This window comes from Faecalibacterium tardum, assembly GCF_040096515.1.
GTDB classification, from domain to species: Bacteria; Bacillota; Clostridia; order Oscillospirales; family Ruminococcaceae; genus Faecalibacterium; species Faecalibacterium tardum.
Genome location: NZ_JBBMEO010000001.1, coordinates 372,103 through 384,646, shown reverse-complemented (window position 1 = coordinate 384,646; position 12,544 = coordinate 372,103). Strand labels below are relative to the sequence as shown.

The window sequence follows — 12,544 nt, the reverse complement described above, 5'->3', positions numbered from 1 at the left end:
AAAACCGAGCCGCCGCACAAAAATGTGCAGGCAGCTCGGTTTTTTAATGCAAAATATCCGTCAGCGCGGGGGATCAGTCAGCAGACTGGCAGAACACAGAGAAGGCGCGGTAAGCCATGTACAGGTCGGTCTTATGGATGACCTCAAAGGGAGAGTGCATGGACAGCACGGGCACGCCCAGATCCAGCACCTTGATGCCGCGGTTTGCCACATACTTGGCAATGGTGCCGCCGCCGCCCAGATCCAGACGGCCCATCTCGCCGATCTGCCATGCCACGTTGTTGGCATCCAGCATACGGGTGATGTCGCCCACCAGCTCGGCGTTGGCATCGCTGGCAGAGCTCTTGCCGCGGCTGCCGGTGTACTTGAAGATGGCAATGCCGCGGCCTGCGTAGGTGCCGTTCTGCTTCTCAAAGGCGCTTGCCCAAGAGGGGTCGTAGGCGGCAGTCACGTCCGCAGACAGGCACACGCTGTTGCGGAAGGCGAGGATGTCGTCCTGACCGGCAGCGCGGCAGAGCAGCTGCATAAAGTGGAACACATACATGCTCTGCATACCGGTCACGCCGTCGGAGCCGATCTCTTCCTTATCGGTCAGCACGCAGATGGTGGTGTGCACAGGATCCTTGGTCTCGATCTCGGCCAGCAGTGCGGGGTAAGCATCCACGCGGTCATCGTGGCCGTAGGCACCGATCATGGAGCGGTCAAAGCCCACGTCGCGTGCCTTGGCAGCGGGCACCACCTCGATCTCGGCGCGGGTGAAGTCGCGCTCGGTGATGCCGTACTTCTGGTTCAGCAGGATGAGGGTGTTCAGCTTGACAGCCTCCTTGACGTCCTCTTCCTCCACGGTGTCAGAGCCGATGAGCACGTTCAGCTCCTCGCCCTTGATGCCCTCGCTGAGCTTGCGCTCGTTCTGCTCGGCACCCAGATGGGGCAGCAGGTCGGTGATGCAGAACACAGGATCGTTCTCGTCCTCACCAATGGCAAAGTTGACGCTGGAGCCGTCGGCGCGGGTGAACACGCCGTGGATGGCCAGCGGGATGGTAGCCCACTGGTACTTGCGTATACCGCCGTAGTAGTGGGTGCGGAAGTAGCTCATGTGGTCAGACTCGTACAGGGGGTTGGGACGCAGGTCCAGACGGGGGCAGTCGATGTGGGCGATGACCAGACGGAAGCCCTCCTCATAGGGCTTCTGGCCGATGGTAGCCGCCACAACAGCCTTGTTCTCCTGAATGAAGTAGACCTTCTCACCGGGGGCGTAGGCCTTTTTGGGCTCAAAAGCCTTGTAGCCGGCAGCCAGCAGCATCTGCTCGCTGACAACGGCAGCCTCGCGCTCGGTCTTGGCGCTGTCCATAAATTTCTTGTAGCCCTCGGCAAAGGCAGCAGCCTTTGCCTTTACGTCTGCCTGCTTGTCGGCAGCGTATTCGGGGGTGTAGAGCAGCTTTTCGGCGTACTCTTTTGCAGTAAGTTTCTCGCTCATAATTTTACGCTCCTTAACTTTTTATCATTGACCTGCGTACAGACGCTGATAGGTCTGGTAGCAGGCGGTGATCTTGTTGACGTAATGGTGCATCTGGTTATAGGGGAAGCCCTGCAGCGTTTCCCCGTCTGCGGAGTGTTCCTCCATTTGCAGCAGCTGATCCACCGTGCCCCAGCCGCTGTGGTAAGCCGCTGCCGCCGTGGATACATCTCCTTTGTAGCGCACCATACACAGGTGCAGGTAATAGCACCCAAAGCGGATGGCGGTATCGGGGCTGTACAGGTCTGCAAAGGTCAGCGGCTCGTCCGGGGCAATTTTGCTGCGCAGCCAGAGAAAGGTCTCCTCAGTCATCTGCATCAGACCCCGGGCGTCCACGCTGGAGGTTGCCTGCGGGTCGAAGCCGCTTTCGGTGCGGATAAAGGCGTAGACCAGCAGGGGGTCCAACTCGTAGGTTGCCGCCCATTTTTCCACCAACTGCTCGTACTTGCGGGGGTACAAAAGCTGCTCTGCCCGGTTGCACAAAGGCGGCACCACGCACACCGTAAGCACCACTGCCAAGCACAAAGCGACCAGCCGCCGCACCATCCGGCGGCGGCGCTGCTGTTTGCGGCGATGCAGTTTTTCCCGCGCGGCGCGGCGCTCCCGGGCGGCGATAGGGTCGTAGACTTTTTCATAATTTTGTTCGTTCAAAGCGCTGCCGTCACGCCCCCTTCTGCCTGCAGCCGCTCACACAGGCGGGCGGCTGCGGCTTGCAGCGCCTCCAGCCCGGCGTCGTTATGCAGGGTGTAGTCCGCCTGTGCGGTCAGGGTTTGTTCCGGGGTCTGAGCGTTCAAGCGGCGGGCAGCCATCTCCGGCGAGATGCCGTCCCGCGCCACAATGCGCGCCACGCTGGTCTCAAAGGGTGCGGTGACCACGCACAGGCGGTCGCACTCAGCCTGTGCCGCCGTGCCCACGATGACCGCACCGTCCAGCACAAAAAGAGGTGCTCCGGCGACCTGCGCCGCCTGCTTTGCCGCCCGGATGCGTGCCACGATGGCGGGGTGGGTCAGGCTGTCCAGTGCGGCCTTGCCCTCCGGGGTGGCAAAGGCCCGGTCAGCCAACAGACGGCGATCCAGCGTACCGTCCGGCTTTAAAATATCCCCGCCGAACCGCGCCGCCAGCTGCGGCAGCAGCGGCGAGCCGGGCAGCAAGATTTCCCGGCTGAGCTGGTCGGCGTCCGCCAGCGGCACGCCGTGGGCGGCAAATACTGCTGTGACTGTGGACTTGCCGCAGCCGCTGCGCCCCGTGATGCCCAATGTGATCATAGGTCGATCACCCGGAAGGCGGCGGCGCGGATCAGGCGGTTGTACACCGCCATGGACAGGCCATCCTTCTGCGGGCAGCGAGCGTAGACTACGCCATCGCCCTGCTCATCCAGCGCCCGCAGGGAGCGGAAGATGTGCTTTGCCTGATCGGCACCGTCCCCCTCGCGGCCGTATTCCACGCAGGGCACATCCAGCTTTGCGCTTTCGCCGGTAAAGCACAGGCAGCTGGGGTTCTCGTCTTTATGGGCGTCCACATAGGCCTTGAACTGCTCAAAGGTGCCGTTGAGCAACGTCACATCGGCCTTGGGGGCGTAGTGTTTATACTTCATGCCCGGGCTGCGCACCACGGCACCCTCCGGCAGCTTTTCCAGAATGGCCTTGGACACCTCCACCTCTTCGCCGAGGGCGCGTTCCAAGTCCTCCAGCGTGATGTGACCGGGGCGGAACAGGGTGGGTTTCTCCCCCACCACCGACACCACGGTGCTCTCCACACCCACATCGCACTCGCCGCCGTCCAAGATCAGCGGCAGGCGGCCGTCCATATCGGTGAACACATCCTGTGCGTTGGTTGGGCTGGGCTTGCCGGAAAGGTTGGCGCTGGGGGCGGCAAAGGCGCAGCCGCTCTGCTGGATGACCGCCCGCGCTACCGGGTGGCTGGGCATACGGATGCCCACGGTATCCAGCCCGGCGCAGCACTCATCCGCCACCTCCGGCCCGCGCGGCATGATGATGGTCAGTGGGCCGGGGCAGAAGGCTGCCATCAGCAGCTGGGCACGCTCCGGCACCTCGCTGACAAGACCCGGCAGCATCTCCGGCCCAGTGACGTGGACAATGAGGGGGTTATCCTGCGGGCGCCCCTTGGCTATAAAGATATTGCGCACCGCCGCACCGTTGCGGGCATCGGCGGCAATGCCATAGACCGTCTCTGTCGGCAGGGCTACAAGCTGCCCCTGCCGCAGCAGCTGTGCGGCCTCGGCTACGCCTGCTTCATCGGCAGGCAAAACTCTAGTTTTGATTTCCATACGAATCATCGTTCTTTCTATCTGTAAAGTATAGTTGCTTGTCATCCGTTCGAGTGGTTTTGCACCTGCAAAGCCGGGTTTTACCCGCCCAGCCTTTGCAGCTTTTCGGTCTGCTCGCGGGTGGCAAGGGCGTCAATGACCTCGTCCAGATTGCCGTCCATGATTTTTTCCAGATTATGGACAGTCAGCCCGATGCGGTGGTCGGTGCAGCGATCCTGCGGAAAGTTGTAGGTGCGGATCTTCTCGCTGCGGTCGCCAGTGCCCACCTGTCCTTGACGCTGGGCGTTGATGGCGTCCTGCTGCTCCTTCTGCTTTTGCGCCAGCAACCGGCTGCGCAGGATCTCCAATGCTTTATCCTTGTTCTGGAACTGGCTGCGTTCGTTCTGGCACTCCACCACCGTACCTGTGGGGATATGGGTCACGCGGATGGCACTGGAGGTCTTGTTGATGTGCTGACCGCCCGCACCGGAGGAGCGGAAGGTATCGATGCGCAGGTCCTTCATATCCAGTGCAAAGTCCACCTCCTCTGCCTGCGGCATCACCGCAACGGTGGCGGTGGAGGTGTGGATGCGACCTTGGGTCTCGGTCTCCGGTACACGCTGTACCCGGTGCACCCCGCTCTCGTACTTGAGACGGTTATACGCACCCGCGCCGTCCACCGAGACGATGGCTTCCTTTACGCCGCCAAGTTCGGTCTCGTTCAGGTTGAGCACTTCCAGTGTCCAGCCACGGTTCTGGGCGTACATGGTGTACATGCGCAGCAGACTGTGGGCAAACAGAGCAGCTTCCTCGCCGCCGGCACCGCTGCGGATCTCCATGATGACGTTTTTGCCGTCGTTCACGTCCTTGGGCAGCAGCAAAATTTTGAGATTATTTTCCAGCTTTGCCACATCTTGACTTTTTTCGCTGATTTCCTGCTGTATCATCTGCTTGAAGTCCGGGTCCAGTGAACCGGGCTCCTCCAGCAGGGCTTTGGCCTGTGCCAGATGATCCAGCGCGGTCTGCCAGTCCCGGTAAGCCTCCACCACCGGCTCGGTGTCGTGGTACTCCCGCATCAACTTGCGGAACAGTGCCGGGTCGGCGGCGGTATCGGGCTGGTTCAGCCGTATGGAAAGTTCCTCAAAGCGGCGGCAGACCGCATCCATCCGGGAAGAAATATCTTGCATCCTTGCAGTTCTCCTTACAAATTCGTTCCGGTTCGGGTGCGTTGGCTGCGCTACTGCGCGCTGCCGGGCTTTACCACCTTTTTGATGTTCTTTTCAATTTTGGCGCGGGGCAGCATGACCTCGCGTCCGCAGCCGGTGCAGCGGATCTTAAAATCCATGCCCACCCGCAGCACCTCGAAGCTGGATGCTCCGCAGGGGTGCTTCTTGCGGGTGAGGATGGTATCTCCCACAGCGACGTCCATATTTATCCGACCTCTCCCTTCTTTTCTGCCGCGCAGATGCCCGGCAGAGCCAGTGTGTGCCGCCGCCCGCCCAGCGGGTGCTGCGCATACAGATATAGTATAATGCAAAGCCGCACAAAATGCAAATATCTGCGCACACTGCTGCATATCGTTGTAGCATCGCACAGAGACCCGAAAACCATATAGAAAGAGGAATGAAACATGATGCAAGCTTATCGTACCGAAAACAGTTATCGTTCTGCCGCCCGCCTTTCTCCTGCCGAGCTGCGGGCTGCCATGGCCAGCGGCGAAATTTTGCAGGCCACCGCCCTTGCCTTTGATACCCGGCGGCAGCTGCGGTTTGAGCTGGGCGGCGTAAAAGCGGTGATGCCCTTTGCCCAGTGCGCAGACGGTGCCGAGACCGGTACCGTGCGGGATATTGCGGTGCTGACCCGGGTGGGACGCCCCACCTGCTTTGTCATTGAGGGGCTAGACACGGACGAGGACGGTGCACCCTGCTACCGGCTTTCCCGCGCCGAGGCGCAGCGGCTGTGCAAGGCAGAGTATCTGGACACGCTTTCGCCCGGGGATATCCTGCCCTGTACCGTGACCCACATCGAGCCGTTCGGTGCGTTCTGTGACGTGGGCTGCGGCATCAGCGCCCTGCTGCCCATCGACTGTATGTCGGTAAGCCGCATCTCCTCCCCTGCCGACCGAGTAAGCGTAGGGCAGCAGATTTTGTGCGCCATCAAGAACCGGGACGCGCAGGGGCGCTTTGTGCTGACCATCCGGGAACTGCTGGGCACATGGGCAGAGAACGCCGCCCGCTTCACCGTGGGCGAAACGGTGGTTGGCATTGTGCGCAGCGTGGAGGAATACGGCACCTTTGTGGAGATCGCACCGAACCTTGCCGGCCTTGCGGAAAGCTGCACCGGCCTTGCGCCCGGTCAGGCGGTAAGTGTCTACATCAAAAACATCCTGCCGGAAAAGATGAAGATCAAGCTGGTCATCGTGAACCACGCCCTGAGCCAGCCCCACCGGTTTGAGCTGCGGTACTTCATCACCGAGGGACATCTGGACAGGTGGGTGTACTCCACACCGGAATGCCCCAAGCGCATTGAGACAGATTTTGCCGTTGCGGCTTGCAATCCGGGCTGAAAGCCTTTATACTAATAGAAAGAGTTTTTGTCTGCCCGCTGCCCGCCCTTTTGGCAGCGGCGCAGACCTTTGATACCATGTGAAAGCGCAAGGGGGATGTAAGGAACGATGAACGCCAATGATGCTTTTACCGCCGGTGTCCGTCCCGGCGGCCTGACCAGCAGCACCGAGATCCGGCTGCTGCTGTGCTATCTGGTGAAAAACGCCGGCCCCATTACCCGGCAGGAGATTGAAAACGCCCTGATGGAGGAAGCCCTTGTCAACTATTTTGAGATAGGCTCCTGTCTGGATGATATCACAAAACAGGCGCTGGTCACCCTGACCGGCGACAGCTATACCATTACCGACAAAGGCCGCAAGGTGGCGCAGGAGCTGGCCTACGACCTGCCCCGCACCGTGCGGGAGCGGGCGGTGGCTGCCGTGCTGCGCTGCCAGACATGGGCCCGCAAGGAGGCCAAATACAGCGCCCGCATTACTGAAAAGGCCGACGGTCACTGCACTGTGCGCTGTACCGTAAAGGGGCTGGACAGCGAGCTGTTTTGTTTGGAGCTGGGCGCGCCCGACCGGCTGAGTGCCGAGCTGGTGAAAAAACAGTTCATCCTGAAGGGCAACGAGATCTATCAGCTGCTGATCAACAAGCTGACCGAGGAAGAAAAATAGGACAGAACGATCCCCGCCCGCTGTAAGCAAACCTTACGGCGGGCGGGGATTTTTTTCAGATACGCCCTAAATCAGGATACAGATCAGCCCAGTGCAGCCCTCGTTGATGACCCGCTCCAGCGTTTCCTGCAGGCGGGTGCGCGCCTCCTGCGGGATGTGGAGCAGCTTGTTCTGTAGCCCATCGTTCACCAGTTCGTGCAGGCTTTTGCCGAAGATGTTGGACTCCCACAGCTGCACCGGGTCGTCCGCAAAGTCGGCCAGCAGGCTCTGCACCAAGTCCTCGCTCTGCTTCTCGGTACCCACGATGGGGCTCAGTTCGGTGTGGATGGTGGCCTTCATCATCTGGATTGAGGGCGCGCAGGCTTGCAGCCGCACCCCGCAGCGCCCATCCTGATGCACGATCTCCGGCGGTTCCAGATGCAGCTCATCGATGGATGGCATTACGATGCCGTAGCCGGTGGCTTCCACCTGCTCCAAGGCGCTGCGCACCTTCTCGTAGGCGCGTTTTGCCCGGGCAAGTTCCATGATGCAGGGCATCAGCCCCGCCTCGTCCCCAATATCCAGCCCGGTCTGCTCGCTGAGCACCTGATAAAAGATCTCCGGCTTTAACTCCACGCTCACCCGCACACTGCCGGCGGCAAGGTCTGCCCCCGCCACCGCCGAGCGTTGCACAGCATCGCATTCCAGCGCAGGGGCGTCCGTTCCAGTGGGCAGATCTTTCATGCGGGACACCCGCTCTGCCAGCTGCATGGCAGCTGCGTACACCTGTGCTTGCAGCCAGTGCCCGGGCTCCAGCATGGTCACCCAGCGGGGCAGGGCAAAATCCAGCTCCTGCACCGGGAACTCGTACAGCACCCGCCGTAGGATTTCCCCCAGCATGGCGGCGTCCAAGTCCACGCAGCTTACCGGCAGCACGGTGCGGCGGTAGTCCCGCGCCATGCCCTCAGCCAGCTGCCGGGTTTCCGGCGCGTCCGGGTGGGTGCTGTTGAGCAGGATGATATAGGGCTTGCCCAGCGCTTCCAGTTCCGTGATGACCCGCTTTTCAGCCTCTGCGTAGCCCGCCCGTGGGATATCGCTGATCGAGCCGTCCGTGGTGACCACCACCCCGATGGTGGAGTGCTCACAGATCACCTTGCGGGTGCCGGTCTCTGCGGCAAGATCAAAGGGCACCTCCTGCTCAAACCACGGGCTTTTGACCATGCGAGGCTTTGCGTCCTCTTCGTGCCCCATGGCACCTTCCACCATGTAGCCCACACAGTCGATCAGCCGCACCCGACACGCCCCGCCGCCCTCCAGCTGCAAGGGCACGGCCGTTTCCGGGATGAATTTGGGCTCGGTAGTCATGATGGTGCGCCCCGCTGCCGACTGCGGCAGCTCGTCCCGGGCACGCTCCCGGGCAGCGGCAGAGCCGGACATAGCGGGCAGCACCAGCTGCTCCATGAACCGTTTGATAAAGGTAGATTTTCCGCTGCGCACCGGGCCCACCACACCGATGTAGATATCCCCGCCGGTGCGTGCGCCGATCTCGCGACAGATGCTGTTCTGTTCCTGTTTTTCCAAAGCAATTCTCCCCTTCCTGTTGCGCTGCGCACCGCGCCCGTAGGGGTGGGTGTGCTCGTTGTATCGTATGAAAAGGGAGCGCTTATTATGCCGGAACAGTTTTGAACGCCCGCCGCTTTGCTCTGGGCATAATCAGCGGAAAAAATATTTTATAATTGCAATTGAGGAAAATCTGCGGATTTTCCTCAATTGCCTTTTTCACGGAACTCAAAAAAGAGCTGCCGTGCAAAACACAGCAGCTCTCGGGAAGGTTTTATAAAATCACGGGGTCAGACGGTTGGGGCCACGGAACAGGAACTCGGCGTCCTTGATGCTCAGGCCGCACAGCAGCATGGTCAGGCGGTCGATGCCCAGACCGAAGCCGCCGTGGGGCGGGCAGCCGTACTGGAAGAATTCCAGATAGAACTTGACGTCCTCGGCCAGACCCTTCTCCTCAGCCTGCTTCTTCAGCACTTCGTAGCGGTGCTCACGCTGGGCACCGGTGGTGATCTCCACACCGCGCCAGATCAGGTCGTAGCCCTGCGGCACGCCGTTCTCATCGCGCATGTGGTAGAAGGCGCGCTTCTCGGCAGAGTAATCGGTGATGAACAGGAACTCGTGACCGTAGTGCTTCTTGACCCAGTCGTAGCTCAGGCGCTCGGCCTCGGTGGTCAGATCGCCCTTCTCGCTCTCGTCTACGGTGTAGCCAAACTCTTCCTCCAGCGCCTTGTACAGGTCTGCCAGCTTGACCACCGGGAACGGGGTGGTGGGCACGATGACTTCCTGACCAAACAGCTCCTTGATCTGGTCGCCATAGCTGTCCTTAACAGCCTGCAGACCGGCGGTCAGCAGTTCCTCTTCCATCTTCATCACGTCCTTGAAGGAGGTGATGTAGCTGAACTCCAGATCAAAGCCGGAGAACTCGGTCGCGTGCTTGTTGGTGTAGCTCTTCTCGGCGCGGAACACCGGGCCAGTTTCGAAGATGCGCTCAAAGCCGGCAGCCATGGCCATCTGCTTATAGAACTGGGGGCTTTGTGCCAGATAAGCGTTGCGGTCGAAGTAGTCCACCTTGAACACCTCAGAGCCGCTCTCGCTGGCAGCAGCGATCAGCTTGGGGGTGTGAATCTCGATGAAGTTACGGTCCAGCAGGAACTTGCGCATGGCGTTGACGAAGCAGCTCTGCGCCTTGAACATCAGCTGGTTCTCGTCGGTGCGCAGATCGATCCAGCGGTAGTCGATGCGCTGGTCGATGCTGGAGCGCTCCACAGCCTTCTTTTTCTTGGTGGCTGCGATCTCCTTGCGGACGATGGGCAGTGCATTGGCGGTGCTCTCCACCTCGATGCTCTCGGGGATCATCTCCACGCCGCCCATCTTGACGTAGTCGTTCTCCATCACCTTGCCGGTAACAGTGATGACAGAGTCCGGGGTGAGCTGGTCGATGGTATCCACCAGCTCAGGGTGGTCGGCCTTTTCCACCGTGATCTGCAGCTTGCCGGTAATATCCTTCAGCACGATAAATGCCATATACTTGCTGTTGCGCAGGTTCTCGATAAAGCCCTGCACCTTCACCGTGCCGCCGATGGCCTTTTGAGCCTCATTGATATAGGTGCGTTCCATAATACAGGAATCCTCCTTTAACGTCTTGTGTACTGTTTTATTATACGCTTTTCAGGGGATAAATCAAGAGATATGCCAATTTCAGCCGCTCTGTGCTGTGCTTTCTGTAAAAATGGAGACACCGGAGCGTCAGCCAAGGCCCCGGTGTCTCCATATAATAGATCATTTTTCATCGTGCAGGGTGCCGGTGCCGCCCTCCACCACGCCGTCATGCCGGAGCACAGCGGTAATGGTGCCAAAGAAGCACTTCACATCCAGCCCAAAGCTGATATGCTCCACATACCAGCCATCCAGCTTTGCCTTTTCGGCAATTTCCAGCTCGTCCCGGCCATGGATCTGCGCCCAGCCGGTCAGCCCCGGGCGCACATCGTTTGCGCCGTATTTATCCCGCTCGGCCAGCAGGTCATACTGGTTCCACAGTGCCGGGCGCGGGCCGATGACAGCCATATCCCCCACAAGGATATTCCACAGCTGGGGCAGCTCGTCCAGACTGGTCTTGCGCAGAAATCGCCCCATGCGGGTGATATACTGCTCCGGGTCGTGCAGCAGATGGGTGGGCATATCGTGGGGGGTGTCGATGCGCATGGTGCGGAACTTGAGGATCTGGAAATGCCGCTTGCCGATGCCCACACGCTTCTGCCGGAAAAATACCGGCCCGGGCGAGTCCAGCTTGATAGCAACAGCCAGAAGCAGCAGCAGCCACGAAAGGCACAGAATGCCGCAGGCTGACAGGAAAATGTCCAACAGTCGTTTGATCCGATTTCGATACATGAATAGAACTTCCTCCGTTTTCTACGGGTGTACCGCCTTATTATAGCAGTATGGGCAGCATTTTTCAATTGCAGGCGGTGCCCGGCAGGCGATATTTGCCGCTTTTGGGGAGAACAGGGCGCTTTACCTCTTGTTTTTTACCTAATATCGCGCTATAATAGGCAATTGCTATGTTCGCACAAGGCTTATTATAGGAGGTAGATAATTTATGGCAACGACCAGCCGTTCCGCAGACCTGACCAGCGGGCCCATGCTGCAAAAGATCATCTTGTTTTCCGTGCCGCTGGCGGCATCCAGCATTCTGCAATTGCTGTTCAACGCCGCCGACGTTGTGGTGGTGGGGCGCTTTGCGGGCAGCACGGCGCTGGCTGCCGTTGGCTCTAACGGCGCGCTGATCAACCTGCTGGTCAACCTGTTCGTCGGGCTTTCGCTGGGTGCCAACGTGGTGGCAGCCCGGTGCTTTGGTGCCCGGGACGAAAAAGGCGTGCAGGATACGGTGCACACCGCCGTAGCGCTGGGCTTAGTCAGCGGCGTGCTGCTGGCGGTGGTGGGCTTTTGCGCTGCGCGCGGCCTGCTGGAGCTGATGAGCTGCCCGGAGGACGTGATCGGCCTTTCCACCCTGTACCTGAAGATCTATTTTATCGGCATGCCCATGACCATGCTGTACAACTTCAGCAGTGCGCTGCTGCGGGCCGTGGGCGACACCAAACGCCCGCTGTACTGTCTGGCGGCTGCCGGTGCCATTAACGTGGTGCTGAATCTGGTCTTTGTCATCGGCTTTTCCATGAGCGTGGCGGGCGTGGCACTGGCCACCATCATCAGCCAGACCGTATCTGCGCTGCTGGTGACCGGGATGCTCGTCCGGGAGGAGGGCGCACTGCGGCTGGATCTGCGGCGGCTGGCCTTCCACGCCGGAACGCTGAAGCAGATTTTGCTCATCGGCCTGCCTGCCGGGCTGCAGAGCACGGTGTTCAGCCTTTCCAATGTGGTCATCCAGTCCTCCATCAACTCCTTTGGTTCCATGGTGGTGGCGGGCAACTCTGCCTCCTCCAATCTGGAGGGCTTTGTGTACACCGCCATGAATGCTTTTGCGCAGGCCGCTGTCACCTTTACCAGCCAGAACATCGGCGCGCGCAAGTACCACAACCTTGACCGGGTGATCCGCAACTGCCTGCTGTGTGCGGTGGTCACCGGCCTTGTGCTGGGCGGCGGCGCAGCGCTGGCAGGACATCAGCTGCTGCGCTTCTACTCCTCGGACGCAGCGGTCATTGCCACCGGTGCCGAGCGGCTGCGCCTGATCTGCGGCTTTTACCTGCTATGCGGCATTATGGACGTGCTGGCCAGCAGCCTGCGCGGGCTGGGCTACAGCATATTGCCCATGGTGGTAAGCCTTATCGGCGTGTGTGCGCTGCGGCTGGTGTGGATTGCCACCATTTTCCAGCTAAACCGCACCCCCTTTATGCTGTACATCAGCTACCCCATCAGCTGGGCGCTGACTGCGCTGGTGCACCTGACCTGCCTGCTGGTGGTGCGGCGTAAGCTGCGCCAGAAGCAGCCGCAGACGATATAAATCCTTTTTGCATAAAAGCAATGCCGGGTAGGCCAAAAG

12 protein-coding genes are annotated in these 12,544 nt (G+C 60.2%); 3 read left to right on the top strand and 9 right to left on the bottom strand.

Annotated features, from left to right (window positions below; all coding sequences use genetic code 11):
* Window positions 1–73: 73 nt before the first annotated feature.
* The 6 genes from WMO44_RS02040 to WMO44_RS02015 form a co-directional block, all read right to left on the bottom strand.
* Window positions 74–1,477 (bottom strand): aminopeptidase, encoded by a 1,404-nt coding sequence (locus WMO44_RS02040; RefSeq protein ID WP_349151562.1) that lies wholly within the window; start codon window positions 1,475–1,477, stop codon window positions 74–76.
* Window positions 1,478–1,501: 24 nt separating this feature from the next.
* Window positions 1,502–2,167: a lytic transglycosylase domain-containing protein gene (locus tag WMO44_RS02035; protein WP_349151561.1), complete on the bottom strand. Its 666-nt coding sequence runs from the start codon at window positions 2,165–2,167 to the stop codon at window positions 1,502–1,504.
* Complete coding sequence (gene coaE, locus WMO44_RS02030) at window positions 2,164–2,781, bottom strand: dephospho-CoA kinase (protein WP_113992064.1); 618 nt, start codon at window positions 2,779–2,781, stop codon at window positions 2,164–2,166. The genes WMO44_RS02035 and coaE overlap by 4 nt, the downstream gene beginning before the upstream one ends.
* On the bottom strand, window positions 2,778–3,803 hold the full coding sequence (locus tag WMO44_RS02025) for an L-threonylcarbamoyladenylate synthase (protein ID WP_349151560.1): 1,026 nt from the start codon (window positions 3,801–3,803) through the stop codon (window positions 2,778–2,780). The genes coaE and WMO44_RS02025 overlap by 4 nt, the downstream gene beginning before the upstream one ends.
* Window positions 3,804–3,883: 80 nt before the next feature.
* Window positions 3,884–4,969 (bottom strand): peptide chain release factor 1, encoded by a 1,086-nt coding sequence (prfA, locus tag WMO44_RS02020; RefSeq protein WP_349151559.1) that lies wholly within the window; start codon window positions 4,967–4,969, stop codon window positions 3,884–3,886.
* Between the two features lie 50 nt (window positions 4,970–5,019).
* The gene (locus WMO44_RS02015) at window positions 5,020–5,211 is read right to left on the bottom strand and encodes a DUF951 domain-containing protein (protein ID WP_113992067.1); all 192 of its coding nucleotides are present in this window, start codon (window positions 5,209–5,211) and stop codon (window positions 5,020–5,022) included.
* Between the two features lie 201 nt (window positions 5,212–5,412).
* On the opposite strand from WMO44_RS02015, the gene WMO44_RS02010 reads away from it, so the two are divergent.
* Together WMO44_RS02010 and WMO44_RS02005 are read left to right on the top strand one after the other, a co-directional pair.
* Window positions 5,413–6,348 carry a S1 RNA-binding domain-containing protein gene (locus WMO44_RS02010; protein ID WP_117553516.1) on the top strand — a complete coding sequence of 312 codons (936 nt, stop codon included), beginning with the start codon at window positions 5,413–5,415 and terminating at the stop codon, window positions 6,346–6,348.
* Window positions 6,349–6,456: 108 nt separating this feature from the next.
* Window positions 6,457–7,008, top strand: coding sequence for a DUF4364 family protein (locus tag WMO44_RS02005; RefSeq protein ID WP_349151558.1), 552 nt, complete (start codon window positions 6,457–6,459; stop codon window positions 7,006–7,008).
* A 66-nt stretch (window positions 7,009–7,074) separates the two neighbouring features.
* Here the strand turns inward: WMO44_RS02005 and spoIVA are convergent, their stop codons facing one another.
* From spoIVA to WMO44_RS01990, 3 genes are all read right to left on the bottom strand, one after another.
* Entirely contained in the window at window positions 7,075–8,568 is a 1,494-nt protein-coding gene (gene spoIVA, locus WMO44_RS02000; protein WP_349151557.1) for a stage IV sporulation protein A, read from the bottom strand.
* 261 nt (window positions 8,569–8,829) lie between these two features.
* Complete coding sequence (gene aspS / locus WMO44_RS01995; RefSeq protein ID WP_349151556.1) at window positions 8,830–10,164, bottom strand: aspartate--tRNA(Asn) ligase; 1,335 nt, start codon at window positions 10,162–10,164, stop codon at window positions 8,830–8,832.
* Between the two features lie 162 nt (window positions 10,165–10,326).
* Complete coding sequence (locus WMO44_RS01990) at window positions 10,327–10,935, bottom strand: sugar transferase (RefSeq protein ID WP_097780112.1); 609 nt, start codon at window positions 10,933–10,935, stop codon at window positions 10,327–10,329.
* 208 nt (window positions 10,936–11,143) lie between these two features.
* Here WMO44_RS01990 and WMO44_RS01985 point away from each other — a divergent pair, with 208 nt between their 5' ends.
* A complete protein-coding gene (locus WMO44_RS01985; RefSeq protein WP_249248573.1) occupies window positions 11,144–12,505 on the top strand; it encodes an MATE family efflux transporter in 1,362 nt (453 codons plus the stop codon).
* Window positions 12,506–12,544: the final 39 nt, after the last annotated feature.

Excerpts from the sequence above, each read along its gene's own strand:
- coaE (WP_113992064.1), bottom strand. The coding sequence starts at position 2,781 with ATGATCACATTGGGCATCACGGGGCGCAGCGGCTGCGGCAAGTCCACA.
- WMO44_RS01985 (WP_249248573.1), top strand. The coding sequence starts at position 11,144 with ATGGCAACGACCAGCCGTTCCGCAGACCTGACCAGCGGGCCCATGCTG.
- WMO44_RS02015 (WP_113992067.1), bottom strand. The coding sequence starts at position 5,211 with ATGGACGTCGCTGTGGGAGATACCATCCTCACCCGCAAGAAGCACCCC.
- WMO44_RS02005 (WP_349151558.1), top strand. The coding sequence starts at position 6,457 with ATGAACGCCAATGATGCTTTTACCGCCGGTGTCCGTCCCGGCGGCCTG.
- prfA (WP_349151559.1), bottom strand. The coding sequence starts at position 4,969 with ATGCAAGATATTTCTTCCCGGATGGATGCGGTCTGCCGCCGCTTTGAG.
- WMO44_RS02025 (WP_349151560.1), bottom strand. The coding sequence starts at position 3,803 with ATGGAAATCAAAACTAGAGTTTTGCCTGCCGATGAAGCAGGCGTAGCC.
- aspS (WP_349151556.1), bottom strand. The coding sequence starts at position 10,164 with ATGGAACGCACCTATATCAATGAGGCTCAAAAGGCCATCGGCGGCACG.
- WMO44_RS02040 (WP_349151562.1), bottom strand. The coding sequence starts at position 1,477 with ATGAGCGAGAAACTTACTGCAAAAGAGTACGCCGAAAAGCTGCTCTAC.
- WMO44_RS01990 (WP_097780112.1), bottom strand. The coding sequence starts at position 10,935 with ATGTATCGAAATCGGATCAAACGACTGTTGGACATTTTCCTGTCAGCC.
- WMO44_RS02010 (WP_117553516.1), top strand. The coding sequence starts at position 5,413 with ATGATGCAAGCTTATCGTACCGAAAACAGTTATCGTTCTGCCGCCCGC.